Annotated in this window: 26 protein-coding genes; 13 read left to right on the top strand and 13 right to left on the bottom strand. The window is 56.9% G+C overall.

Annotated features, from left to right (window positions below):
* The first annotated feature begins 62 nt into the window (after positions 1-62).
* A complete protein-coding gene (locus tag AC27VJ_RS14635) occupies positions 63-3,461 on the top strand; it encodes a hybrid sensor histidine kinase/response regulator (RefSeq protein ID WP_488684633.1) in 3,399 nt (1,132 codons plus the stop codon).
* Positions 3,458-4,384: a response regulator gene (locus AC27VJ_RS14630; protein WP_488684632.1), complete on the top strand. Its 927-nt coding sequence runs from the start codon at positions 3,458-3,460 to the stop codon at positions 4,382-4,384. Before AC27VJ_RS14635 ends, AC27VJ_RS14630 begins: the two co-directional genes overlap by 4 nt.
* A 51-nt stretch (positions 4,385-4,435) precedes the next feature.
* Here AC27VJ_RS14630 and AC27VJ_RS14625 read toward each other — a convergent pair whose 3' ends face one another.
* Complete coding sequence (locus tag AC27VJ_RS14625; RefSeq protein ID WP_113088842.1) at positions 4,436-4,666, bottom strand: hypothetical protein; 231 nt, start codon at positions 4,664-4,666, stop codon at positions 4,436-4,438.
* 124 nt (positions 4,667-4,790) lie between these two features.
* Here AC27VJ_RS14625 and AC27VJ_RS14620 point away from each other — a divergent pair, with 124 nt between their 5' ends.
* Positions 4,791-5,333, top strand: a complete 543-nt coding sequence (locus tag AC27VJ_RS14620) for an AAA family ATPase (protein WP_488684631.1) — start codon at positions 4,791-4,793, stop codon at positions 5,331-5,333.
* Here the strand turns inward: AC27VJ_RS14620 and AC27VJ_RS14615 are convergent.
* The 8 genes from AC27VJ_RS14615 to AC27VJ_RS14580 all read right to left on the bottom strand — a co-directional run bounded on the left by AC27VJ_RS14615 (position 5,311) and on the right by AC27VJ_RS14580 (position 12,251).
* Complete coding sequence (locus AC27VJ_RS14615; protein ID WP_488684630.1) at positions 5,311-6,051, bottom strand: polysaccharide deacetylase family protein; 741 nt, start codon at positions 6,049-6,051, stop codon at positions 5,311-5,313. The genes AC27VJ_RS14620 and AC27VJ_RS14615 overlap by 23 nt on opposite strands.
* Positions 6,052-6,194: 143 nt before the next feature.
* Positions 6,195-7,313: a branched-chain amino acid ABC transporter substrate-binding protein gene (locus AC27VJ_RS14610; RefSeq protein WP_113088845.1), complete on the bottom strand. Its 1,119-nt coding sequence runs from the start codon at positions 7,311-7,313 to the stop codon at positions 6,195-6,197.
* 116 nt (positions 7,314-7,429) lie between these two features.
* Positions 7,430-7,783 carry a DUF6867 family protein gene (locus AC27VJ_RS14605; protein WP_488684629.1) on the bottom strand — a complete coding sequence of 118 codons (354 nt, stop codon included), beginning with the start codon at positions 7,781-7,783 and terminating at the stop codon, positions 7,430-7,432.
* A 165-nt stretch (positions 7,784-7,948) separates the two neighbouring features.
* On the bottom strand, positions 7,949-8,677 hold the full coding sequence (locus tag AC27VJ_RS14600) for an ABC transporter ATP-binding protein (protein WP_113088847.1): 729 nt from the start codon (positions 8,675-8,677) through the stop codon (positions 7,949-7,951).
* Complete coding sequence (locus AC27VJ_RS14595; RefSeq protein WP_353577461.1) at positions 8,677-9,540, bottom strand: ABC transporter ATP-binding protein; 864 nt, start codon at positions 9,538-9,540, stop codon at positions 8,677-8,679. Before AC27VJ_RS14595 ends, AC27VJ_RS14600 begins: the two co-directional genes overlap by 1 nt.
* Positions 9,540-10,937: a high-affinity branched-chain amino acid ABC transporter permease LivM gene (livM, locus tag AC27VJ_RS14590; RefSeq protein ID WP_488684628.1), complete on the bottom strand. Its 1,398-nt coding sequence runs from the start codon at positions 10,935-10,937 to the stop codon at positions 9,540-9,542. The genes AC27VJ_RS14595 and livM overlap by 1 nt, the downstream gene beginning before the upstream one ends.
* Positions 10,938-10,941: 4 nt before the next feature.
* Positions 10,942-11,844, bottom strand: coding sequence for a branched-chain amino acid ABC transporter permease (locus AC27VJ_RS14585; protein ID WP_488684627.1), 903 nt, complete (start codon positions 11,842-11,844; stop codon positions 10,942-10,944).
* 98 nt (positions 11,845-11,942) lie between these two features.
* Positions 11,943-12,251, bottom strand: a complete 309-nt coding sequence (locus AC27VJ_RS14580; RefSeq protein WP_488684626.1) for a hypothetical protein — start codon at positions 12,249-12,251, stop codon at positions 11,943-11,945.
* Between AC27VJ_RS14580 and cysQ the strand changes: the two genes are divergently transcribed.
* From cysQ to AC27VJ_RS14560, 4 genes are all read left to right on the top strand, one after another.
* Positions 12,202-12,975, top strand: coding sequence for a 3'(2'),5'-bisphosphate nucleotidase CysQ (gene cysQ, locus AC27VJ_RS14575; protein ID WP_488684625.1), 774 nt, complete (start codon positions 12,202-12,204; stop codon positions 12,973-12,975). The genes AC27VJ_RS14580 and cysQ overlap by 50 nt on opposite strands.
* 72 nt (positions 12,976-13,047) lie before the next feature.
* Positions 13,048-14,088, top strand: a complete 1,041-nt coding sequence (locus AC27VJ_RS14570) for a DUF2793 domain-containing protein (RefSeq protein ID WP_488684624.1) — start codon at positions 13,048-13,050, stop codon at positions 14,086-14,088.
* A gap of 335 nt (positions 14,089-14,423) precedes the next feature.
* Positions 14,424-14,699, top strand: a complete 276-nt coding sequence (sciP, locus tag AC27VJ_RS14565) for a CtrA inhibitor SciP (protein ID WP_027675777.1) — start codon at positions 14,424-14,426, stop codon at positions 14,697-14,699.
* Between the two features lie 197 nt (positions 14,700-14,896).
* Entirely contained in the window at positions 14,897-15,178 is a 282-nt protein-coding gene (locus tag AC27VJ_RS14560; protein WP_488684623.1) for a GNAT family N-acetyltransferase, read from the top strand.
* Here AC27VJ_RS14560 and AC27VJ_RS14555 read toward each other — a convergent pair whose 3' ends face one another.
* On the bottom strand, positions 15,179-15,616 hold the full coding sequence (locus tag AC27VJ_RS14555; protein WP_488684622.1) for a GFA family protein: 438 nt from the start codon (positions 15,614-15,616) through the stop codon (positions 15,179-15,181).
* Between the two features lie 248 nt (positions 15,617-15,864).
* Positions 15,865-16,215: a flagellar export protein FliJ gene (locus AC27VJ_RS14550; RefSeq protein ID WP_113088855.1), complete on the bottom strand. Its 351-nt coding sequence runs from the start codon at positions 16,213-16,215 to the stop codon at positions 15,865-15,867.
* A 444-nt stretch (positions 16,216-16,659) separates the two neighbouring features.
* Between AC27VJ_RS14550 and ctrA the strand changes: the two genes are divergently transcribed.
* Positions 16,660-17,364, top strand: coding sequence for a response regulator transcription factor CtrA (gene ctrA, locus AC27VJ_RS14545; protein ID WP_042617459.1), 705 nt, complete (start codon positions 16,660-16,662; stop codon positions 17,362-17,364).
* A 176-nt stretch (positions 17,365-17,540) separates the two neighbouring features.
* Positions 17,541-17,996, top strand: a complete 456-nt coding sequence (locus tag AC27VJ_RS14540; RefSeq protein ID WP_488684621.1) for a GNAT family N-acetyltransferase — start codon at positions 17,541-17,543, stop codon at positions 17,994-17,996.
* 60 nt (positions 17,997-18,056) lie between these two features.
* Here the strand turns inward: AC27VJ_RS14540 and chpT are convergent, their stop codons facing one another.
* Positions 18,057-18,707 carry a histidine phosphotransferase ChpT gene (gene chpT / locus AC27VJ_RS14535; RefSeq protein ID WP_113088857.1) on the bottom strand — a complete coding sequence of 217 codons (651 nt, stop codon included), beginning with the start codon at positions 18,705-18,707 and terminating at the stop codon, positions 18,057-18,059.
* Positions 18,708-18,855: 148 nt separating this feature from the next.
* On the opposite strand from chpT, the gene AC27VJ_RS14530 reads away from it, so the two are divergent.
* From AC27VJ_RS14530 to AC27VJ_RS14520, 3 genes are all read left to right on the top strand, one after another.
* A complete protein-coding gene (locus AC27VJ_RS14530) occupies positions 18,856-19,452 on the top strand; it encodes a DUF1134 domain-containing protein (protein WP_162727840.1) in 597 nt (198 codons plus the stop codon).
* A 166-nt stretch (positions 19,453-19,618) separates the two neighbouring features.
* Positions 19,619-20,728 carry a coiled-coil domain-containing protein gene (locus AC27VJ_RS14525; RefSeq protein ID WP_488684620.1) on the top strand — a complete coding sequence of 370 codons (1,110 nt, stop codon included), beginning with the start codon at positions 19,619-19,621 and terminating at the stop codon, positions 20,726-20,728.
* Positions 20,729-20,834: 106 nt separating this feature from the next.
* Positions 20,835-21,173, top strand: a complete 339-nt coding sequence (locus AC27VJ_RS14520) for a hypothetical protein (protein ID WP_488684619.1) — start codon at positions 20,835-20,837, stop codon at positions 21,171-21,173.
* A 63-nt stretch (positions 21,174-21,236) separates the two neighbouring features.
* Here the strand turns inward: AC27VJ_RS14520 and AC27VJ_RS14515 are convergent, their stop codons facing one another.
* Complete coding sequence (locus tag AC27VJ_RS14515) at positions 21,237-22,124, bottom strand: DMT family transporter (protein WP_488684618.1); 888 nt, start codon at positions 22,122-22,124, stop codon at positions 21,237-21,239.
* Between the two features lie 219 nt (positions 22,125-22,343).
* Between AC27VJ_RS14515 and AC27VJ_RS14510 the strand changes: the two genes are divergently transcribed.
* Positions 22,344-23,642: an adenylosuccinate synthase gene (locus AC27VJ_RS14510; RefSeq protein WP_488684617.1), complete on the top strand. Its 1,299-nt coding sequence runs from the start codon at positions 22,344-22,346 to the stop codon at positions 23,640-23,642.
* Positions 23,643-23,655 lie beyond the last annotated feature (13 nt).

Below are 23,655 nucleotides of genomic sequence, written 5' to 3'. Positions count from 1 at the left end.
AGGCCTTTGGCTGGAAACTGCACAATTGAGCATCACACCCAAAAAGGCGCTGGTTTTTAGGCATGGCCGCACGGCAACGCATCATCCCCGTCAGGCGCGAATATAACCGCTGGGTCGCCAACCAGACGCTGGAAGATTATGCGCTGCGCTTTACCGCCAAAAGCGCGCGGCAGTTTTCCTCCAGCCGCATTTCCCACACCGCCATCGGCGCTATATCGTTTCTGGCGCTGGAAGCCATCGGCGGCGCGATTACACTGTCCTATGGCACCACGAATGCCTTCTTCGCCATCCTCGTCGCTGCCACCGTGATGCTGGCGGTGGGTGTGCCGATCAGCCGCTACGCCATCCGCTACGGCGTCGATATCGACCTTCTAACGCGTGGTGCGAGTTTCGGCTATATCGGCTCCACCATCACCTCGCTCATCTATGCCGCCTTCACCTTCATGCTCTTTGCCATCGAGGCATCGATCATGTCCGGCGCGCTGGAGCTAGCGCTCGGCATACCCTTGTGGATTGGCTACATCATCTCCGCCGTCATGGTCATTCCGCTCGTCACCCACGGCGTGCGGCTGATCAGCCGCTTCCAGATCATCACTCAGCCTTTCTGGATCATTCTCAACATCCTGCCCTTCATCTTCATCGCCTTTATGGACTGGGGAAAATTCGATCTGTGGCGGGCTTTTGCGGGTATTCACCACGCCTCCGGCCCACCGGGGACGACAGCGGATTTCAACCTCATCGAATTCGGTGCGGCGTCCGCCGTCATTCTGGCGCTGATGTCGCAGATCGGTGAGCAGGTGGATTTCCTTCGCTTCCTGCCTGCCGATGGCAAGCTGAAACTGCGGCATCGCTTTGCCGTGTTTCTGGCCGGTGCAGGCTGGGTTCTGGTCGGTGTGCCGAAACTGCTGGCTGGCTCCTTCCTTGTGGTGCTGACCTTCAGCTCCGGCGTTCCCGTAGACCGCGCCGCCGACCCCTCGCAAATGTATCTGACCGCCTTCGGCTACATGATCCCCAACGAGAACGCGGCTTTGTTGCTGATGGTGGCCTTCGTCGTCGTCTCGCAGCTCAAGATCAACGTCATGAACGCCTATGCCGGGTCGCTGGCGTGGTCGAACTTCTTCTCCCGCCTCACCCACAGCCACCCGGGCCGCGTCGTCTGGCTGGTGTTCAACGTCATCATCGCGCTGCTGTTGATGGAACTCGGCATCTACCGGCTGCTGGAAGAAACGCTTGGCATCTTCTCCATCATCGCCATGGCGTGGCTCTGCACCATCTCAGCCGATCTCTTCATCAACAAGCCGCTCGGCCTTGCGCCGCCGGGCATCGAGTTCAAGCGCGCGCATCTCTACGACATCAACCCCGTCGGCGTCGGCACAATGGCGCTATCGGCAACCATCGCGCTGACGGCCCATTTCGGCCTGTTCGGTACGCTGGCCGCGTCGCTTGCGCCCTACCTCACCCTCATCGTTGCGTTTACGGTATCGCCGCTGATTGCCTGGGGCACGAAGGGTAAATTCTACCTTGCGCGCAAACCGCGACAGAAGTGGAAACTGGAAAGCAGCATCACCTGCTCCATCTGCGAACATCCGTTCGAGCCGGAAGACATGGCATGGTGCCCCGCTTATGCCGCGCCGATCTGTTCGCTCTGCTGCTCGCTGGACAGCCGTTGCCACGATATGTGCAAGCCCAAGGCCAAGCTGAACTATCAGGTCGCCACCGTCGCGCGCACCTTCTTGCCGAATGATCTGGTGGCCCGGCTCGCCACCCGGCTGGGGCGCTACGCCATGTCTGCGGCGCTGGCCATCATCGTCTTGGGCGCAACGCTGGCCCTGATTGCCCATCAGGTGGGCACCTCCTCCCCCGCCACTGTGGATGTGGTGAACCGCACGATCCTTGCGGTCTTCTTCGTCTTTGCCGTCATCGCGGGCATCGTCTGCTGGTTTCTGGTTCTCGCCCATGACAGCCGCGTGGTAGCCGAGGAAGAATCCTCGCGCCAGAATACTCTTCTGCTGAAGGAGATCGCCGCCCACAAAAAGACTGACGCGGCCTTGCAGAACGCCAAGGACACGGCGGAAGCCGCCAACCGCGCGAAAAGCCGCTACGTCGTCGGCCTTAGTCATGAGTTGCGCACGCCGCTGAATGCCGTTCTCGGCTATGCGCAGATCCTTGAGCGAGACGACACCATCCCGCAGCCGCGCCAATCTGCCATCAAGGTCATCCGCCGCTCCGCAGATCACCTCTCAGGGCTGATTGATGGATTGCTGGATATTTCCAAGATCGAAGCGGGCCGCTTGCAGGTCTATTCCAACGAAATCAACATTCAGGATTTTCTCGACCAGATCATCGATCTCTTCCGCCCGCAGGCGCAGGCAAAGGGGCTGGAGCTGCTGCATGAGCGCACCCGCGCGCTGCCGCAATATGTCCGAACGGATGAAAAGCGCCTGCGCCAGATCCTCGTCAATCTTCTGTCCAACGCCATCAAATTCACCGATGCGGGACAGGTGCGCTTCGATGTCGCCTATCGCAGCCAGGTCGCGACCTTCACCATTTCCGATACAGGACGCGGCATTGCCGAGAAGGATTTGAACCGCATTTACGAACCGTTCCAGCGTGGCGAAGCCGAGAGCATTCGCCCCATGCCCGGCCTAGGCCTCGGGCTGACCATCACCCAGCTGTTGACCAACACGCTGGGCGGCGAAATTTCCGTGGTCAGCGAGAAAGACAAGGGCTCGACCTTCAAGGTGCGTCTGATGCTTTCCGCGGTGGATCGTCCCAGCACAGCGCCTGCGCCGGAAAAAACCATTGTCTCCTATTCCGGCCCGCGCCGCACCATCGTCGTGGTTGACGATAATGAGGACCATCGCGAATTGATGCGCGAGGTACTTGGCCCGCTCGATTTCGTGGTGCTGACAGCCCAGAGCGGCCCGGATTGCCTGACCCTCATTGAAGGCGTCAAACCCGATCTGTTCCTGATCGACATTTCCATGCCCGGCATGAGCGGCTGGCAGCTGGTGACGAAGCTGCGCGAGGCGGGCCAGGCCGCGCCTCTTATCATGCTCTCGGCCAATATTGGCGATGGTTCGATTGCCGGGGCGGGCGAGGACAATCACAACGACACGATTGCCAAGCCAGTCGATATCCGCCGCCTGTGCGACAAGCTCGCCGTGCATCTGGGCCTGACATGGGTTTATGATACGGATGCCCCTGCCCTGCCCACACCCGCCAGGGCCGAGATCACCACGCCTGGGCCATCGCACATCAAGGATTTGCAGCAGCTGGGTGAAATCGGCTATATCAGAGGCATCGAGGCAAAACTTGCCGATCTCGCCCGCACATCTGAAAATCTGGCCTTTACCGAAGAACTGACAGGTTACGTACAGTCCTTCGATATGGCGGGCTACGCCGCCTTTCTCAGCCGTTTCGAAAACCAGCCCAGCATCAAAAAGGAGCGTCAGCCATGAGCGTCCCGTCTGCCGCGCTAGCGAAGGATATCGTGCTTCTGGTGGATGATAGCCCGGACGCGCTGGGTTTTCTGACCGATGCGCTGGAGCAGTCCGGCTTTTCCGTTCTGATCGCCACCTCCGGGCAGTCCGCCCTCAATATCGCAGAGCGCATCACCCCCGATATCATCCTGCTCGACGCCGTCATGCCATCCATGGATGGTTTCGAGACCTGCACGAGGCTGAAATCCAATGCTGCCGTCACGCAAGTGCCGGTCATCTTCATGACCGGCCTGACCGAGACGGAACATGTGGTGCGGGCGCTGGAATCCGGTGGTGTCGATTATCTGACAAAGCCGATCAATATCGATGAGTTGCGCGCCCGCATTCGCGTGCATCTATCGAATGCACGTTCTGCCCAAAGTGCGCGCGTGGCGTTGGATGCCGCAGGTCGTCACTTGCTGGCGGTGCGGGCCAACGGTGCCATTCACTGGTCGACCCCACAGGCAACGCGGCTGGTCAATGCCGCGACGGGTCGTGATGACGGGCTGGAAATCGTCACGCAGCATATCGCGGGATGGCTCGCCAATCGAGGCAACGATGCGCTGCGTGATGGCCCGCTGACCATTCAGCAGGCAGACCGGGCCACGCTGCAACTGACGTTTCTCGGTGCCATGGGGCCGGACGAGCATCTGTTCCGGCTGACGGCGGCAAGCGACAAACCCGCTGATGCGCTGCTGCGCCAGCATTTTGCTTTGACGATCCGTGAATCGGAAGTGTTGCTGTGGATCGCTAAGGGCAAGTCAAACCGGGATATTGGCGATATTCTCGGCCTGTCTGCCCGCACCGTGAACAAGCATCTGGAGCAGATTTACGTCAAACTCGGCGTGGAAAACCGCGCTTCAGCAGCCGTCAAAGCCGCCCATATACTGCACGACGCATAACAAAACGGGCGCAGAAGCTGCACCCGTCTGTCAAACGACTGTATCAGCGGATTAACGGCAGACGCGCGTTTCCTTGATGACGACACGACCGTGATGGTGCGTGCGAACCTTCTTCACGAAACAATCGCGGGCAACGCGGTGATGACGAGGACGATACTCTTCGCGCATCGGCGTACGAACCTTCTGCGTAGTGGTGACTGTCACCGTATCAGCATAGGACGGGGCCGAAAAAACGAAGACGGAAGAAACTGCAATCAAAGAAGAGATGAGAAGTGTTTTCATGGCGAGACCTCATTGTTAGGTTGCGAACAAACGTTCGATCCTGCCACTGGTTCCCGCGAAAAACATTAAACCTGCGTAATGTTGCTCATCCAAAAAAGCGCAACCCTTCCAGCGACATAGGAGAATGAATATTAGCGAAGAAACGAATAATATGATCGTCCTGTCCGGCTGCTCCGGCGGCGGCAAATCCACCCTGCTGGACGAACTTGCGAAGCGTGGTTACACCACGGTCGAGGAACCGGGACGGCGTGTCGTCATACAGGAAACAGAGCAGCAGGGAACGGCCCTTCCATGGATCGACATGGAAGCCTTCGCCCGCCGCGCGGTAGCCATGGCGCTAGCAGATCTGGATAATGCGCCTGACAGCGGCAGGGTCTTCTTTGATCGTGGCCTCATCGATGCGGCTTCGGCGCTTCACCACGTTTGCGGCGATGGCTTTCTTCACGAGCTGAAGCAGAAGCATCGCTACAATCCCCTTGTCTTTCTGACACCGCCATGGCCGGAAATCTATGTGACGGATGGAGAGCGGCAGCATGATCTCGCAGCAGCTATCGAAGAATATGAGCGCCTGCGTCGCGATTATAGCGACCTTGGCTATGAAACCATCATATTGCCGAAACTGAGCGTGCCTGAACGTGCCAATTTCATTTTGGGCCGTCTGGATTGAGCGAGCCATTCTGCAAAAGCTGCGACACGGTGACGAATTCGAAGCCGCGTTGACGCAGGCCATCGATGATCTGCGGCAGGGCCTGACGTGACACGTCGCGGCTGCGATACATGACATGCAGGATGATGATCGATCCATTTTTGGCGTTATCGACGACATATCGCGTCATCGCCTCGGCATTATCGACCACCTCGGGGAATGATTCCGGCTCGACATCCCACATGATGGTTTTTCGATCATGCTGCGAAAGATACCAAGGCAAGGTCACGAGCTTTTTGCCATAGGGTGGACGAAACAGGATTTCACCCTGATAGCCTGCGGCGCGGATAGCCACATCGGTCCGCTCGATCTCCTCCTTCACCCGCGTCGATCCCATCCATGCCATGCTGGAATGCGAATAGGAATGGTTGCCGATCTCGTGGCCAGCCGCCATGACCAATCGTGCCAGCGGCAGGTTTTCCTCGATCTCCTTGCCGGTCAGGAAAAACGTCGCCGTGACATTGCGATCTTTCAGAATGCTCAAGACGTCCTGCGTGAAGCGCGGTGACGGGCCGTCATCGAAGGTCAGCGCCACAACAGGCTTGTCGGTTTCCACCCGCGCGATGATGTCGCCGAACAATTGGCTGGTGCGGGATTTGCTGAATAGGTGCATGCCCGCCAAGGCACCGGCGAGGACGACAAGAACGAGGAACCAGAGAACAAACCGCTTTACCGCCATTGCTACCTCTGTTTGCAATTTCCGCGAGCCGTTGATCTTCTCTGCCTTGTTGGCTCCATTATGGCAATTGCAAAACAACCAAACTCAAAACGAAAAAAGCCCGGCATCGCTGCCGGGCTTTCTGGTGCAATTCCGCTTAAGGCTTAGCTGCCCTGCTGAAAGTAGCTGTACTTGCCGTCTGGGCCCTTCTTCCACTCGTACATGACGTAACCTGGAAGCTTCGGGTCGCCCTTTTCGTCGAAGGAGATTTCGCCGAGAACGGTGGAGAACTTGCCCTTCTTCATCGCAGCAGCGACTTTTTCTGGGTCGAGCGAGGCTGCATCCTTTGCAGCACCGGCAATGGTCTGCACGGCTGCGTAGGAGTAGAGCGTGTAGGCTTCAGGGTTGAAGCCTGCTGCCTTGAACTTCGCAACGAGGTCCTTGTTGGCAGGGTTGACGGTTGGATCAGGACCGAAGGTGTTCAGCGTGCCTTCAACGGCGTCGCCAGCGATGGACGCAAGTTCGTTGGAAACGATACCGTCACCGGAAACGAGCTTGGCCTTCAGACCCTGGTCGGCAGCCTGACGGATGATGAGACCGGCTTCGGTGTGGAGACCACCCCAGTAGATGACCGAGACGCCAGCTTCCTTCATCTTTGCGATGAGGGCCGAGAAGTCCTTGTCGCCAACGTTAACGCCTTCGTAGATGGCTTCTTTCATGCCAGCAGCGTTGAGCGCCTTCTTGGTTTCATCGGCAAGGCCCTGACCGTAAGGCGTCTTGTCATGGATGACGGCAATCTTCGCGTCCTTGAAGTGATCTGCGAGATACTTGCCGGCAATGCTGCCCTGCTGGTCGTCACGACCGCAGGTACGGAACGTGTTCCACAGGCCGCGCTCGGTGAAGACAGGGTTGGTCGCAGCAGGCGTGATTTCGAGAATGCCGTTTTCCGCGTAGACTTCAGACGCCGGAATGGAAACGCCAGAGTTGAAGTGACCGACAACGAACTTGACGCCATCAGCAACGAACTTGTTGGCAACCGAGATACCCTGCTTAGGGTCGGACACGTCGTCGCCCAGCACGATCTTGATCTTTTCGCCATTGATGCCGCCTGCAGCATTGATATCTGCCGCAGCCTGTTCAGCACCCTTCTGGAGCTGTGCGCCGAAAGCCGCGTTCGGGCCGGTCAGCGGGCCGCCGACGCCGACGAGAATGTCAGCCCAGGCGGAACCACTGAAGGCGACCATTGCGGTCAGCGCAACTGCGGAAAGAAGAGACTTCTTCATTATATTACTCCCAGTTCCATTGGTTGGGTTGATTATCCCTGCCTGCTCAGCACCCACCTTAACTGCTCAGGCTGTTCCACTCTTGCGGGTATTCTGAATTCAGAAAAACGCCGCTGTCAATCTTTCTTCTTATAAGAAAATGATGAAGTTCGGTCGTAGAGCCAGTAGTAGTTATCGACCATCTGGCTGGTCCGGCGCATGCGGAAACCGACAGTCGCAAAAACCAGCAGAACGACCACATCCATCAGGTAATAAAAGCCGTCCAGCATTGGCCCGGCAAACAGCGCATAGTGCAAAAAGCGCATCACGACGCCCAGAAGCAGCGTGTAGATGACAACCCTTGGATATTCGCCCCAGCCATCGGCCACGGACTTGCCGGTGCGCCATGCCGTCCAGAACCCGAGAAGCACAACCAGCCCACGCAACACGTAGCGAACGCCGCTGTCACTTTCGAAAAAAAGTCCCTGCATCTTTTTCCCCATCAGCGCCCTTGGCTTTTTACCGCGGGACCTGCCTTTGATTTCTCGCCCGCCGTTTGCCGGCAGGCTTTATTGTTATGTTGACCCAGCAGCCCCCGTCGCAGTGACGGAACCTGCCGTTAACCAGCGCCCGCCAGATGACAGGCACCGATATTCCTAGTGACGACCGCCTTCGAGATAGGCAGCGCGCACTTCCGGGTTGGCCAGCAATTCCTTGCCGGAACCGCTCATCGTGACCTTGCCGTTGACCATGACATAGGCCCGGTCGGAAAGCTTCAGCGCCGCAAAGGCATTCTGCTCCACGAGGAAGACGGTCAGCCCCTCTTCCTTGTTCAGCGTCTTGATCGCCTCGAAAATACCCTTGACGATCAAAGGTGCGAGACCAAGCGATGGCTCATCCAACAGAAGCAGCTTGGGACGCGACATCAGCGCGCGGCCGATGGACAGCATCTGCTGCTCACCACCCGAAAGCGTGCCGCCACGCTGGCTCTGACGTTCCTTCAGACGCGGGAACATCGTGAAGATTTTCTCGACGTCTTCCTTGAAGTATTTCAGATTGTCGAGATTGGCACCCATCTGGAGATTTTCCAGAACGGTCATGCGCGGAAAAATGCGACGGCCTTCAGGCGATTGCGCAATGCGACGGCGGGCGATGAGATGCGTCGGCACCTTCGTGATGTCTTCACCATCGAAAATCACCGAACCGGTGCGTGCCTGCGGGCTGCCGCAGATCGTCATCATCAGCGTCGATTTGCCAGCACCGTTGGCGCCGATAAGGCTGACGATTTCGCCTTTGTTGACTTCGACATCGACGCCAGCCAATGCACGGATATTGCCGTAATAGGTTTCTACGCCCTGGACTTTGAGAAGGGGTTCACCGGACATCAAATCGTCCCCCCAAGTTCTTCTGCAATTACGTCTTCCACTTCATCATCCTCGACACCCAGATAGGCGGCGATGACCTTCGGGTCGTTCTTCACATGGTCAGGCGTGCCATCGGAAATCTTCTGGCCATATTCGAGCACCACGACGTGGTCGGAAATCTCCATGACAACAGACATGTCATGCTCGATGAGAAGCAGCGACGTGCCTTCGGCGCGAATGCCGCGCAACAGATTGTTGAGCGCCAGCGATTCCTTCGGGTTGAGACCTGCAGCAGGCTCGTCCAGGCACAGAAGTTCCGGTTCCGTGCACATGGCGCGGGCAATTTCCAGACGACGCTGCGCGCCATAGGGAAGGTCACCTGCGGGATCGTCGGCTCGCTCGGTCAGATCGGCCTTGTCCAGCCAGTATTTGGCCTTCTCGATGGCCGCTGCCGCTGCATTGCTGTAGGTCGGCAGGCCTAAGAGACCCAGGATCGTGTAGCCGGACGCCTTCATCAGCGTGTTGTGCTGGGCAACCAGCAGGTTTTCCAGAACCGTCAGGCCGGAAAACAACCGGATATTCTGGAAGGTACGAGCGACCTTGGCTTTCTTGGTGATTTCGAAATCCGGCAGACGCTCGAGCAGATGCTCCTCGCCCGTCTTGCGCCGCATGGTGATCATGCCCATCGTCGGCTTGTAAAAGCCGGTGATGCAGTTGAACACGGTCGTCTTGCCCGCACCGTTGGGGCCGATCAGCGCGGTGATCTCACCGCGTCTGGCCTCGAAGGAGAAGTCGTTGATGGCCATCAGGCCGCCGAACTTCATGGACAGGTGTTCGACCTTGAGAATGGTGTCTTTCGTCATTGCACTGTTTCCGGAAGCCATCAGCCGTGACCTTCCTTGGTGAAGCTGCCGGAGACGGCTTTACGCTCTTTCAGGAAAGCCGTGGGTTCACGCGAACCGACGAAACCGCGTGGTTTGAACAGCATGACGATAACCATCGCCAGGCCGAACAGCAGCATGCGGTAGAGTTCCGGCGTGAAATCAGGGCCGAAGATGTGCTTGAGGAATTCCATCTCGCGCAGCAGTTCCGTACCACCGACCATGACGACCGCCGCAATGGCAATGCCCGTCAGCGACCCCATGCCGCCGAGAACGACGATGGCAAGAATGACCGCCGATTCCAGGAACACGAAGCTTTCTGGCGAAACGAAGCCCTGACGCGCCGCAAAGAACGAGCCAGCAAAACCACCGAACATCGCACCCGTTGCAAAGGCCGTGAGCTTGGTCTTGACCGTATCGATACCGAGCGAACGGCAGGCGATTTCGTCTTCACGAAGAGCTTCCCAGGCACGGCCAATCGGCATGCGGCGCAGCTTGATGGTCACATAGGCCGTCAGCATGCAGAGCAGCAGAATGACGTAGAACAGGAAGATCTTGTAATAGGCCGAGGACATCGGCAGGCCGAAGGCCTTGGCAAAATTGTTTGGCGCACCGACATCGAAGGACCAGATGCCGAAGATGGATGCCTTGGCGATGCCCGAGATGCCGAAAGTACCCCTGGTCACATCGGTCCAGTTCAGAAGAACCAGACGAATGATCTCACCGAAGGCAAGCGTCACGATGGCGAGATAGTCGCCGCGAAGACGCAGAACCGGGAAGCCGAGAATGATGCCCCAGAAAGCAGCCAGAATACCGGCCATGGGCAGCAAAACCCAGAAGGACAATCCGAAATGGCTGGACAGGAGCGCGTAGGAGTAAGCGCCGACCGCATAGAAGGCGACGTAACCCAGATCGAGCAGGCCAGCGAGACCGACCACGATGTTCAGACCCCAGGCCAGCATCACATAGATCAGGATCTGGATGCCGAAATTGTCCACCAGCTTCAGCGATCCCTGAAAACCGAAGAGACCGACGGCAATGCCGGGATAGATCAGCAGGAAGATGAGCGCGATCTTGAGGAAATGTTTGTGGAAGAAGCCCTTGTCTTCGGAAATCTCCAGTACGCCGGACTTGGCTTTCGCCAGCTTGCGACGGTTGAGATGCGGGCGGATGAAGCCGACGACGAGGAAGCGGCCAACGGCGGCGATGCCAACGAAGATGGCCAGCAGGCCCCAGCGCGTACCCCAGATCAGCTGGTTGTTGATGTCCTGATAGGTAACGATGCCGACATAGAGAATGAACATTCCCAGCGACACGAGGCCTGCGAAGATGCCTTCCTTCACAGCCTGCGCCATCAGGCTCGGGCCGGACGTTCCGTTTTCGGAAGCGATATTTGCCATGATCTTAAACCTTCTCGACTTCCGGACGGCCCAGAATACCGGTCGGCTTGAAAATCAACACGAAAGCGAGAATGCCGAAGGCTGCGACGTCCTTGTAGGCGATAGAGAAATAGGCAGACCACAGGCTTTCGATGAGGCCGATGAGCAAACCACCCAGCACCGCGCCCGGAAGCGAACCAATACCGCCCAGAACAGCCGCCGTGAACGCCTTGACGCCCGGAATGAAGCCGTCGTTGAACGAGGCAACACCGTAATACATCAGATACATGGAGCCTGCGACGGCAGCCAGCGCAGCACCCATGACGAAGGTGATGGAAATCGTGCGATCGACGTCCACACCCAGAAGTGCCGCCATCTTGCGGTCCTGCTCGGTTGCGCGCTGTGCACGACCAAGCGGCGTCTTGTTGACGATATACCAGAAGGCGAGCAGCAAAACCGACGTGATGACCACGATCAACAACTGCTTCAGCGAAATGGTGATGGCACCGAAATGGTAGACCTCTGTCACGAGCGTCGGGATAGGCTTGTTGCGCGGGCCCTGCGTCACCTGAATGAAGTTGGACAGCGCAATCGACATGCCGATAGCCGTAATCAGCGGCGCAAGGCGGAAAGAGCCGCGCAGAGGGCGGTAGGCCACGCGCTCGATTGCCCAGTTCCACAGGCCGGTCATCAGCATGGCGACGACCATCATCACCAGAAGCAGAAGCGCGACGGGAATGCCTGCAAAAAACGATGTGAGAATAAGGAAGACGATCAGGGCAGCGAAGCCGCCGAGCATGAAAATATCGCCATGGGCGAAGTTGATCATGCCGATAATGCCGTAAACCATCGTATAGCCAATAGCGATAAGGCCATAGATCGATCCAAGAGTCAGCCCGTTTATGAGCTGCTGGATAAAGTACTCCATATCTTTCCCCCGGACCTACTCTCAACGGAACAGGTCTCGTTTATGTTGATTCCGGGGGCTGCATTTTTTGTCCCCCTTGGTTGAAATCCATATCGCGTTCAGGCGAAATGTGAAGTCAAAAATCTGTAAAACAGCTTTTTATTTGGAATTTCCACATTGAATGCTTCCTCAGCACTCACAACGATCATAATTTTGGCAGAAACTGCCACAAAAAGCGCCTCATCATCGCAAAATCCTGCCAAGCGCCGTCTATTTTCATGTCTGCGCCAGAAACCGGTTGCGTTGTAAATTGCGCTTTGAAAGCTTATGTCGTTTTCGTCGGAACGACGCGTCCGGCCACCGGCAAAAGGGACTTCGATGCTCGAAATATTAACAGCGGCCACGTTGAAGGCGGGCAGAGAGATCATGTCGGTCCATGCCGCCGGTCCGCATGTGACCTATAAGAACGACTGTTCCCCCGTCACCGAGGCGGACCAGCGTGCCGAGACGATCATACTGGATGCGCTGGCCGAGCATTTTCCCCACATCCCCGTCATTGCCGAAGAAGCCGCTGCCAACGGCATCGTGCCAGAGGCAGGCGACGAGTTTTTTCTGGTCGATCCGCTCGATGGCACCAAGGAATTCATCTCCGGCAAGCAGGATTTCACCGTCAACATCGCGCTCGTCCGCAATGGCGCGCCGGTTCTTGGTGTGGTCTACGCACCGGCGTTGAAAGTGCTGTGGACGGGCGATGGCAATGTGGCCTGCAAGGTGCATGTTTCCGATGAATTCGAGCAGACAGAGGCGCGCAAGGTGCGCTGCCGCGCCAAGCCGACCATTCCGATTGCCGTCATCAGCCGCTCGCACTGCACGCCGAAGACGGAGGCCTTCGTCGCCGAGCATGGCCTGATCGACAGCATTTCCATCGGCTCATCCCTCAAATTCTGCATGCTGGCCGAAGGCGCGGCAGATGTTTACCCGCGTTTCAGCCGCACCATGATGTGGGACACGGCAGCAGGTGACGCCGTTTTGCGCGCCGCCGGTGGCATAACGCTCGATATGGCGGGCATGCCGTTGCGCTATGAGCTCAATGATGGCGACCAAGACGGCTTGGCAAATCCCGATTTCATTGCCTGGGGTGCTGCTCCTTAAAATTTATTTTCGTATTTTCATTCACGGGCTCTGGCATGGCCGCACAATCTCCAGCGCAAAGGAGATTGAACCATGACTGAACAGACATCGAGACTTGAACTTCCCTATATTCTGCCATCGCAGGCGCAAAAACACGTCACCCATAACGAAGCCCTGCAAAGGCTGGATGCGATCACCCAGCTCGTCATCCACAGCGAAGTGGCAGCACCACCGCAGACAGTCGAAGATGGTGATTGCTTTCTGATCGCCACCAGTCCCACGGGAGACTGGGCGCAAAAGGCAGGCCAGCTTGCCTTCCGCCAGGATGATGCGTGGATTTACATTTCTCCCCGAGACGGCTGGCGCGCCTGCTTTGCCGAGACCGGCCGCATAAAAGTGCTGCGCGACGGAGAATGGCAGGACACTCCCCTGCCCGACACGGCTTCCTTTCAGCAACTGGGTGTCAATGCCACGGCGGATGCGGGAAACAGGCTGATCGTCTCCTCCCCCGCAAGCCTGTTTACCAATGCGGCCTCCGGCGGCGGGCATCAGGTGAAAGTCAACAAGGCAACGCCGGGCGATACGGCGTCGCTGCTGTTTCAATCCGGCTGGGGTGGCCGTGCGGAAATGGGGCTAGCCGGAAACGACCGTTTCTCCATCAAGACTTCGGCGGATGGCGCGAACTGGAGCACGGCCTTGTCGATTTCCGGTTCCGGCGTCGTGTCCATGCCAGTCCGGCCTTTGGTGCGGGCGGGACGCGCAGCGGGCAATGTTTCCCATGCCGCCGGATCGGTGTCGGGCTTCACAGACCTTACAATCCAACAAGGTGGCTTTGCGCTGGGCAATGTCGTTACTGGCACGCTGAAGGAATTGCAGGTGCCGGCAAGCGGCACCTATCTCATCACTCTTTCGCTTGCCGTCGTTTCGTCATCGGGCCACACGTTCAGTATCAGGATCAATGGCACGACCAGTACGCTGGCGCTGAACGGCACGACATCGGCAGCGAACAGCCTGCAATCCGTCAGCTTCATCGCGGCTCTGACCGAGAATGACCGTATTTCGCTGGCGCATAGCGGCACCTGCCAACTGGCCTACGGTCCAGGAAAGACGGAAGTCTCCTTGACGATGCTTTAAATCGCCGTTTGCGCCTGTCGTTTCGTCAAGAAAACGGCAGGCGCAGCAAGTCCGGCCAAGTGGCGCAAGGCGCTATACTGGCAAAGGCCAGTTTCCGCCGATTGCTAACTACAGATGAATATTACGAAATTCGGAAATGACTTGATCGGACAAGAGTTGGCACAAAAAACAACAAAATGAATTTTCTTTTTGGCACAAGAATCCAGCAAAGCTCGAACAAATCAGGCGAAACCATTCAAATTCTTAATAAATTGTCTCTGACTGCTTAGGTAATTTTTAAAGGTACGGTCCTAAAGTGCGTCTGCATATGGTCTTGAGTTTGTGTAGAGTGTCCAATGACCGAAATGATACGCCCACGAGTTAAATATGTCATCGGCCCCGATGGCAGCCCTCTAACGATTGCCGACTTGCCCCCTGCGGACACGCGCCGCTGGGTCATTCGTCGAAAGGCAGAGGTTGTCGCCGCGGTACGAGGAGGACTATTGAGCCTCGAGGAAGCCTGCGAACGTTACACGCTGACAGTGGAGGAATTCCTCTCCTGGCAGTCTTCCATCAGTGACCACGGCCTTGCAGGTCTGCGCACCACGCGCATTCAGCAATACCGCCACTAGTTTGCGCTTTCCCCTTCCAAAGGGGATATCGACGACAAAGATCGAGCGTCACCTTTCCTCAAAGATTTCGGGGAATGCGTGGCGCTGATTTGTTTTCAACGCACGATCCAATCTGAGCCCAGACCGTTCACACTTCCCCGCATTTTCTTTTTCGGACAAGCTTATAAACTCCGCTCAATATAAACGGAGTTGAGCAGATGCAGATTTCCACATCCGAAACAGGATCAAAAGGCCGGTATGCGGCAACGCTGGATGGCCATGTCGGTGAGATGACGTTTTCGCGCGTTTCACCCATACTCGTCATCATCGACCACACCGGTGTTCCCGACGAACTGCGCGGGAAAGGCGTCGGCCAGGCGCTTGCCGCTCACGCCGTCGAAGAGGCCCGCAAGGGCGGCTGGAAAATCATGCCGCTTTGCCCCTTCTTCAAGGCGCAGGCATTGCGACATGCCGATTGGGCGGAAGTGATTTCGGGCTGATCAGTACCAGATATCACCCACGGTGCGGCCATCCATCGGCAAGTCCTTGAAACTGTGGAGGCCCTCCAAGCGCACGACCGGTATATGCGCGACATCATCCGGTTCCGCCAGACGAAGGTTAACGGCAATTCGCACCCGGCCATCCTCCTGCACCACGGTGCCTCGCCATGAAACCAGATTGCCGCAGACCTTGCAAAAATTGAACGACAGAACATTCGATCCGCGCTGATAGCCGACAAGTTGGCCTTTAGGATCTTCTACGGAAATGCCGTGCCCGTCATAATCATAGGCCCAAAGCACACCATAACGACGGCAGGCCGTGCAATTGCAGCTGGTGGCATCGATGATTTCGCCGCGAAACTCCCAATGCACGTTGCCGCACAGGCAGGAGCCACGGGTGATTTTTGGTGCGGAAAATGGTTTTGAAGTTTCGCTCATCACATTCAGCCCTTCATTCCCGCCGCTTATGTCATCATTCTGAAAATGAGCATAATCGATAAATCTCACAGGCACAAAAAAACCGCCCGAACATCGGGCGGCTTTTTGTCAGTAGGTTATTGAGAAACGATTGCGCCGGGCGGATCAAAGATCACAACGGCGAATAGACACGGCGTCGCGTCATTGAAAGCAGCCTCCTGATCCACTGGCCACCGTCAATGAGGACGATTCGTTTCTTTCTTTATGTGTCAGGCGCGTGCACGAATCGCAACGTCGCGATTTTCCAGAGCAGCTGCTCGTTCGTACTCGGCCTGGACTTCTTCCAGAACCGCTTCTGCCGCTTCTTCCTGCATCTTCAATTCACGAATGGAAACCTGCAGATTATCCGCACGCTGGCGGGCTGCTTTCGCAAAGGTCGGATAGGCGAAATGCGTAGGATCGGTAATTCCCGATTTGCTCTCCTCCAGAGAAATCTGATGGACCAACTCCTTGGCCATTCGTTCGAATTCGGACATCATCGACTGCAATTGCTGCAACTGACGACGTTTTTCGTTGACCTGAAATTCCTTCAGGCGAACTAGGCTGTCACGCGACTTCATACGCAATACTCCGTGGATAGCGAGACCCCGGTCAAAACTGGAACCGACCCTTCACCCCGGCTGTGCCGGAATGATTCTGAAAAGTTACCCGACGTTAATAAAAAAATGGCGTCGTTAACCTTTCGTTTACGGGCATCGTTAATGATAAGGCAGATCATTTAAAGGTCGGTAAATGCCAAGCCCGAAAAAACACGGGCACGACAATGTAAGAGTCGATTGAGTCACTTAGCGGGATTTGTTCACGTTATGATTCAAGTTTGGTGATGCGGATTCGCGTTGAATAACAGTAGACTGGAGCCATTATTTAATAAATTCTGCACACCTTGCCAAAGGTAATTAGAATTTGTTAACCATTTGGTGGCAGCCTGCAAATCAGGCAACGACTGGATCCGTATCGCGCAAAGGGCAATCATTTACCTTCCGCGGGCGGCAAAGGGGATAATTATGCGGGTTCTACTCATCGAAGACGACAGCGCGACAGCTCAGAGCATTGAGCTGATGTTGAAGTCTGAAAGTTTCAACGTCTATACGACCGACCTCGGTGAGGAAGGCGTGGACCTTGGAAAGCTCTACGATTACGACATTATTCTGCTCGACCTCAACCTTCCCGACATGTCGGGTTACGAGGTGCTGAGAACGCTTCGCCTCTCCAAGGTCAAGACGCCGATCCTCATTCTCTCCGGCATGGCTGGCATTGAAGACAAGGTTCGCGGCCTCGGTTTCGGCGCAGACGATTACATGACCAAGCCTTTCCACAAGGATGAGCTTGTCGCCCGTATTCACGCCATTGTTCGTCGCTCCAAGGGCCATGCCCAGTCGGTTATCTCCACCGGCGAGCTGATCGTGAACCTGGATGCCAAGACCGTTGAAGTCGGCGGCCAGCGCGTTCACCTCACGGGCAAGGAATACCAGATGCTGGAGCTACTTTCGCTCCGCAAGGGCACCACGCTCACCAAGGAAATGTTCCTCAACCACCTCTATGGCGGTATGGACGAGCCAGAACTGAAGATTATCGACGTCTTCATCTGCAAGCTGCGCAAGAAGCTGGCCAATGCCGCTGGCGGCGCAAACTACATCGAAACGGTTTGGGGCCGTGGCTACGTTCTGCGCGAGCCGGATGGCGCGACCGAATATCTCGAAACAGCCTGATATCCTCCCAAGCATACCCGCAAACGAAAAAACCGCCCTCCTCCGGCGGTTTTTTTGTGTTTAAACGATAGAATTCAAGCAATTTCAGCCATCATCTGCCAAAATCATATTGAGCAAAACCCATGTTTTTAAGAGATGCTATATCGTCAGACGCCTCAAGCCTTGCGGCTATATCCATGGAAGTCTGGATCGGCACCTATCTGCGCAAGGGCGTGAACGCCTTTTTTGCCGATTACGCGCTTTCCGAATTTACCGCCATTGAGTTCGAAGCGATCATCGCCGATCATGACGAGCACATCATCGTTTCGGAAAACGAAGACGGTATTGATGGCTTCATCCGAATATCTTTTGACAGTGCGGCACCGGTCCCCGCCTGCTCCGCTACGGAAATTAAAACGCTTTATGTCCAGCCACGACATCACGGCAAGGGAATCGGAAAAGGTCTTTTGAATGAGGGGCTTGGCCGATGCGCAGAGCTGGGCATCAACGCGGTCTGGCTCACAGTAAATTCGGAAAACACGTCGGCACTTGCGTTTTATTCGGCGCTGGATTTCGAGGCAATTGGCCAGACCCATTTTCGCATTGAAGAACAGGCCTATCTCAACGAAGTGCTCCAGCGTCAGATAGCCTGAGGTCATGCGGAAACGGGCCGCCACAGAGGCAGCCCGTTTTCATGTGTTCCGATTTTCGAATCAGGCCGCTTCGACAGTGAATGCCGTAAACACGACGCGGTCTTCATGAACCTTGTATTCGATCTTCATGCCCGCTTCTTCTGCCATCAGCAGCGTGTAATAGGGCTGAACGGAATGGGCATCGACGGCTTCTTCTTCGGTGCCTTCGGAAAGGGCCGCGAATTTGGCTGGCACGCGCATCATGCGGCCTTTGACGGTGATTTCGAATCGGGCGTCGGTTTCCGGGTTTTCCAGAATGACATCCACATTGCCACCGCGCGGAATGGCACCGTAAGCAACGAGGAACAGGTTGAGCAGCAGCTTCACACGGTTCTTCGGCACGATGGCGCGTGGGCCGCTCCAGCTGACTTCGGCTTTCTTCTCCGCAGCCGCAAAATCCTTGGCCGCCTTTTCCGCTTCGCCCGTATCGATGGAAGCACCGGCAGAACCGGAGGCACCAAAGGCAAGGCGGGCAAATTTCAGGCGAACCGAGGCGTTGAGCGCAGATGTGCGGATGAGATCCAGCGCATCTTCGTCCGATCCACCTTCATCCAGAAGCTCCAGTCCGTTGTTGATGGCGCCCACCGGCGAGATCACATCATGGCACACGCGACTGCACAGAAGCGCCGCCAGATCGGGGCCGGACAGCGTCAGATTGGGTTTGCTCGTCATAAAATTCTCTCCTGCGCAAGGCTGCGCGGACGGTGTGGAAGTTATTAAGCCATAATGACACCATATTTGGTAAACCGATTGTTAATATCATGGTTTCAAAATGCCAAATGTCTTAACAGGACAAAACGAACGAAACAGACGGACGGAATTGACGATGCGACCTAACGAACTCCGCACCATCGCACGCCTCGGACTGGTAAAGATTTTCGTGGTACTCGCAAGCCTTTGCGTGTCATCCGCGCAGGCCTCTGCCCAGAGCAGCGATCAATACTCCTTTCAGGAAATCATTGACGCTGGCCACGGCTTTTTCGGTGAAACCACCGGAGGACTGGCAAAGGTGGTGGAACGCGCCTTCCAGCAATATGGATTGCCCAACGGCTATATTCTCGGCCAGGAAGGTTCTGGCGCTTTCGTCGCCGGTCTGACCTATGGCGAAGGCCAGCTTTATACCAAGAATGCAGGCCAGCACCCGGTGTTCTGGCAGGGTCCGTCGCTTGGGCTGGATTACGGTGGCCAGGGCACACGCGCCATGATGCTGGTCTATAATCTTCCGGCAGTCGATGCGCTTTACCGTCGTTACGGTGGTGTCAGCGGTTCTGCCTTCATCGTCGCCGGCGTCGGCATGACGGTGCTCAAAAACAGCGATGTCACCATTGCCCCGATCAGAACCGGCATCGGCGCGCGCCTGGGCATCAACGTCGGCTATCTGAAGCTGACGCAGCAGCCGACCTGGAATCCTTTCTGATTCGCATTCGACACATATTCGCGTAAAATGGCACCGGCGGCATCCATGATGGATAAGGCCTGGCGCAAGATTGGCGTGGCATAATCCGCGCCAGTTTGAATGAGCCGCACTGCGATGAACCCGATTTGAGTTCACCTTTGCGTTACCTTGAGTGGAGACGACCTGCGTGATCGAGTACGCCATTCTTTTCGGCCTGGGTTTTCTCTCCGCCATTCTGCTGGTCTCGCTGATGGCGCCGGCCATTCACCGCCGTATTGTGGTCTACACGGAAAAGCGGCTGCAGGCGACGATGCCGATCAGCCCGCAGGAAGTGCGTGCCCAGAAAGACATGGCACGCGCGCTTTATGCCGCTGAGAACGCCCGCACCCGGCAGGAACTGGATGCCGAGCGCGAAAAGGCGCTGGCGCTGAAATTCAGAAACGACACCGCCGCCAGCGATGCCAGCCGCCTTCTGACGGAAACCCGTGAGCAGAAAGCGCAACTCGAACAGATGACGCTGGAGGCGAGCGATCTGCGCGCCAAGGCTCGTCGTCACGAAGATGCCGCAGCCCGCCTCAAGGCGACACTCAACGACGCCGAAGAGACAGCACTGGCCCGCACGCAGGAAATCTCCAACCTGACGAAACGTGTCAGCGCCATTTCCCGCGAACTGGATGATCTGAAGATTGCGCTCTCCGCCCGCGACATCGAGGTGGAGCAGGCCAAGCACAAGACGGCGACATGGCGCAAGGAACGCGAAACGATCACCAAGGAACTTGACGAAGCAACCGCCAAGAACCGCGAAGCCGCCACCCACATGAGCCGCGAAAGCCGCAAGATCGCCCGCCTTGAAGAGCAGTTGGCGCAGGAAGCGGCTCGCAATGCCGACAATGAAATGCTGCTGGAACGCCGCGCGCAGGAAGTCGCCCGCCTGAAGGAGCGCCTCTCTACGGGTGCAGAGCCCAGCAATGTCGAAGCCGCAGCTGCCACCACCGCCTCGCTGATCCAGCTTGGCGCGACGTCTCAGACGCCGGACCAGATTGCCCGCGAAATCGAAGACATCCGCAATCAGGGTACGGCTCTGACCGAACGGTTGCTGAACGGCAGGGGCAATGGAAATGACGAGGCCATTCGCAAGGAAATCTCCCAAATCGCCGCGCGCATGATTGCTTTGACTGCCGCGCAGGAAGGCGAAACCTCCCCTATTCCAGCCATGCTTGCCACTGCATCCGGCGAAAACGGACGCAAAAACCTCGCCAGCCGCGCCAGCGATGTGATGTCCCAGCAGAAAAACTGATCCCATTCTCGAGATTTTCAAAAAAAATCGCGATAGATCGCATTAAAAATAAAGACCGATAAAATTGTAGCTATCGGTTTAAAGCCCCTGAAAAGACTGCCCGATAATGTCGTCATCACTGGCGGCGGATGGAAAATCTGCCGCAAAGACGAAACGCGGAAAAGACCGGCGGGCAAGCTGGCTGACGCAAAAACGGGGTAAGATCATGCTGAAGAAACTCTTTGCTGCCGCCATCTGCGGTGCCGTTATCGCCTCCGTCTCCACCCATGCCGATGCAGCAGGCCCCGGCGGTTTTGCGCGCGGATTTGCAGCCATCGAACGCGACGCCGTCACATCCATCCCGCCGCTTGCCAGCGCAGATAATATCGATGTTTCGCGTCAGCAGGTGTTCTCAGCGCTGGACCGATATTTCGGCAGCTTCGACCAGACACAGGCCGCCAAGTAACGCGCCCGCGCCAAGCGCCTCACACAGATTCAAAGTTCATGACTGACTTGCCGCCGTTTCCCCTCAGGGAACCGGCGGTTTTTTTCTTTCTGCCACGGCAATGCCGCCCAGCGTCAGAAACAAAGCGATGATCTGGTAGGGGTGAAGGGTTTCGCCAATGATGGCGACCGACAAAAGCGTGCCGAAGACGGGGATGAGGTTGATGAAAAGCCCCGCCCGATTGGGGCCGATGCGCTCCACGCCCAGAATGAAGAATATCTGTGCGACCAGCGACGGAAACAGCGCCGTATAAAGCGTAATCAGCCAGCCTTTGGTATCTGGCCAGAGCGCTGCGTCCTGAGACATTTCCCAAAACAGCAGAGGCACCGACGAAATCAAAGCCGCCATGGCCGGAATGGCCATCAGCGTGCGCCAGTTGACCTGCGGCTTCCAGCGAAGAATGACGGTGTAGATGGCATAGGAGAGAACGGCGAGCAGCATGATTGCATCGCCGATATTCATGTCCAGCTGGATCAACGACATGAGATCGCCGTGGGATGCCAAAAGCGCGACGCCCGCAATCGTCAGAACAAAGCCGATGATCTGCCCGGCAAAGACCCTTGTGCGGAACAGCAGAAAATTCAGGCCGAAAATGACCATGGGAATACCGGCCTGAATGACCGCGACATTGATGGCGGAAGTATATTTCAGCGCCGTGTAAAGTGTCGCGTTGAAGCAGGTGTAACCTACCGCCCCCAGCACGAAGAAATATGGCAGCCGCGTCCTCACCACCGGCCAGTCGCGCACCAGCTGCGGCAGGGAAATGGCGGTGATGATGGCCACGGCCAGCGTCCATCTGAGAAAGGTCAGCACCATGGGGCTGATATGCCCGACGGCCAGTTTTCCGGCCACGGCGTTTCCACCCCAGCAGATCGTGGCGATGATCAAAACGAGATAGGCTCTGGATGACACGGGGATATTCGACTTTCAGATGAACAACCGTCGCTGTTCTGCACCGCCGATTCGCGTTCTGCAAGCGCCGATAGTGGTTAACAAATGGCTTCCAAACTGAAATGTCTCGGAAAAAGCAAAGTTTCGCCGCATAAACAGGGTCGCTTTCCGCAAAACAACGCAGTATACATTCGCGGGTTTGAGTTAGGCGTTTTGGCGCCATGAGCAGGAAAGCAAGAAATGACGAATGTCGTGGTGGTCGGCTCGCAGTGGGGCGATGAAGGCAAGGGTAAGATCGTTGACTGGCTGTCGGAGCGCGCTGACGTCGTCGTGCGCTATCAGGGCGGTCACAATGCAGGTCATACGCTTGTTATTGATGGCGTCAGCTACAAGCTGTCGCTTCTGCCCTCCGGTGTCGTGCGCCCCGGCAAGCTCGCCGTCATCGGCAATGGCGTCGTGGTCGATCCACATGCGCTGATCGCCGAAATCGGTCGTCTCGAAGCGCAGGGCGTGAAGGTCACGCCTGAAAACCTGCGCATTGCAGACAATGCCACCCTCATTCTGTCTCTGCACCGCGAACTGGACGGCATGCGCGAAGACGCCGCCTCCAACAGCGGCACCAAGATCGGCACGACGCGCCGCGGCATCGGCCCGGCCTATGAAGACAAGGTCGGTCGTCGCGCCATCCGCGTCATGGATCTGGAAGACAAGGAAGCGCTGTCCGCCAAGGTCGACCGCATCCTTACCCACCACAACGCGCTTCGTCGCGGCTTTGGTGCGGCGGAAGTCAGCCATGAAACGATCATGGACGAGCTGACATCGGTTGCCGAGCGCATTCTGCCTTTCAGCGAAACCGTCTGGTTGCTGCTCGACAAGAAGCGCCGCGCTGGCGAACGCATTCTGTTCGAAGGCGCTCAGGGCTCGCTGCTCGATATCGACCACGGCACATATCCCTATGTGACCTCGTCCAACACCGTGGCCGGACAGGCTTCTGCCGGTTCCGGCATGGGTCCGGGCTCGCTCGGCTATATCCTTGGCATCACCAAGGCTTACACCACTCGCGTTGGCGAAGGCCCCTTCCCGACGGAACTGAACGACGAAATCGGCCAGTTCTTAGGCGAAAAGGGTCTTGAGTTCGGCACCGTTACGGGCCGCAAGCGCCGCTGCGGCTGGTTCGATGCTGCACTGGTTCGCCAGTCGGTCGCAACCAATGGCATCACCGGCATCGCACTGACCAAGCTCGACGTTCTCGACGGTCTCGAAGAGCTTAAGATTTGCGTCGGTTACAAGCTGGACGGGCAGGAAATCGAACATCTTCCTGCAAGCCAGGGTGCACAGGCACGGGTCGAGCCGATCTACATCACGCTCGAAGGTTGGAAAGAATCCACCGTCGGTGCCCGCAAATGGGCGGATTTGCCTGCTCAGGCTATCAAATACGTCCGTCAGGTCGAAGAGTTGATCGGCGCGCCGGTGGCACTGCTCTCCACAAGCCCTGAGCGAGATGACACAATACTTGTGACTGATCCATTTGAGGATTAATGTCCTCGACGAT

The sequence above is a fragment of the Agrobacterium sp. 20P9.1.2 genome (assembly GCF_057799395.1).
Note: the sequence above shows the minus strand (reverse complement) of the source record. Positions and strands in the feature narration are given on the sequence as shown.

Bases quoted from the DNA above. Each gene is read 5' to 3' on its own strand.
- AC27VJ_RS14610 (WP_113088845.1), bottom strand. From the start codon at position 7,313: ATGAAGAAGTCTCTTCTTTCCGCAGTTGCGCTGACCGCAATGGTCGCC.
- chpT (WP_113088857.1), bottom strand. From the start codon at position 18,707: ATGACGAGCAAACCCAATCTGACGCTGTCCGGCCCCGATCTGGCGGCG.
- AC27VJ_RS14595 (WP_353577461.1), bottom strand. From the start codon at position 9,540: ATGGCTTCCGGAAACAGTGCAATGACGAAAGACACCATTCTCAAGGTC.
- AC27VJ_RS14600 (WP_113088847.1), bottom strand. From the start codon at position 8,677: ATGTCCGGTGAACCCCTTCTCAAAGTCCAGGGCGTAGAAACCTATTAC.
- ctrA (WP_042617459.1), top strand. From the start codon at position 16,660: ATGCGGGTTCTACTCATCGAAGACGACAGCGCGACAGCTCAGAGCATT.
- AC27VJ_RS14635 (WP_488684633.1), top strand. From the start codon at position 63: ATGGCCGCACGGCAACGCATCATCCCCGTCAGGCGCGAATATAACCGC.
- cysQ (WP_488684625.1), top strand. From the start codon at position 12,202: ATGCTCGAAATATTAACAGCGGCCACGTTGAAGGCGGGCAGAGAGATC.
- AC27VJ_RS14615 (WP_488684630.1), bottom strand. From the start codon at position 6,051: ATGGCGGTAAAGCGGTTTGTTCTCTGGTTCCTCGTTCTTGTCGTCCTC.
- AC27VJ_RS14560 (WP_488684623.1), top strand. From the start codon at position 14,897: ATGCAGATTTCCACATCCGAAACAGGATCAAAAGGCCGGTATGCGGCA.
- AC27VJ_RS14510 (WP_488684617.1), top strand. From the start codon at position 22,344: ATGACGAATGTCGTGGTGGTCGGCTCGCAGTGGGGCGATGAAGGCAAG.
- AC27VJ_RS14520 (WP_488684619.1), top strand. From the start codon at position 20,835: ATGTCGTCATCACTGGCGGCGGATGGAAAATCTGCCGCAAAGACGAAA.
- AC27VJ_RS14550 (WP_113088855.1), bottom strand. From the start codon at position 16,215: ATGAAGTCGCGTGACAGCCTAGTTCGCCTGAAGGAATTTCAGGTCAAC.
- AC27VJ_RS14625 (WP_113088842.1), bottom strand. From the start codon at position 4,666: ATGAAAACACTTCTCATCTCTTCTTTGATTGCAGTTTCTTCCGTCTTC.
- AC27VJ_RS14620 (WP_488684631.1), top strand. From the start codon at position 4,791: ATGAATATTAGCGAAGAAACGAATAATATGATCGTCCTGTCCGGCTGC.
- AC27VJ_RS14585 (WP_488684627.1), bottom strand. From the start codon at position 11,844: ATGGAGTACTTTATCCAGCAGCTCATAAACGGGCTGACTCTTGGATCG.
- AC27VJ_RS14580 (WP_488684626.1), bottom strand. From the start codon at position 12,251: ATGATCTCTCTGCCCGCCTTCAACGTGGCCGCTGTTAATATTTCGAGC.
- livM (WP_488684628.1), bottom strand. From the start codon at position 10,937: ATGGCAAATATCGCTTCCGAAAACGGAACGTCCGGCCCGAGCCTGATG.
- AC27VJ_RS14570 (WP_488684624.1), top strand. From the start codon at position 13,048: ATGACTGAACAGACATCGAGACTTGAACTTCCCTATATTCTGCCATCG.
- AC27VJ_RS14555 (WP_488684622.1), bottom strand. From the start codon at position 15,616: ATGAGCGAAACTTCAAAACCATTTTCCGCACCAAAAATCACCCGTGGC.
- sciP (WP_027675777.1), top strand. From the start codon at position 14,424: ATGACCGAAATGATACGCCCACGAGTTAAATATGTCATCGGCCCCGAT.
- AC27VJ_RS14605 (WP_488684629.1), bottom strand. From the start codon at position 7,783: ATGCAGGGACTTTTTTTCGAAAGTGACAGCGGCGTTCGCTACGTGTTG.
- AC27VJ_RS14540 (WP_488684621.1), top strand. From the start codon at position 17,541: ATGGAAGTCTGGATCGGCACCTATCTGCGCAAGGGCGTGAACGCCTTT.
- AC27VJ_RS14630 (WP_488684632.1), top strand. From the start codon at position 3,458: ATGAGCGTCCCGTCTGCCGCGCTAGCGAAGGATATCGTGCTTCTGGTG.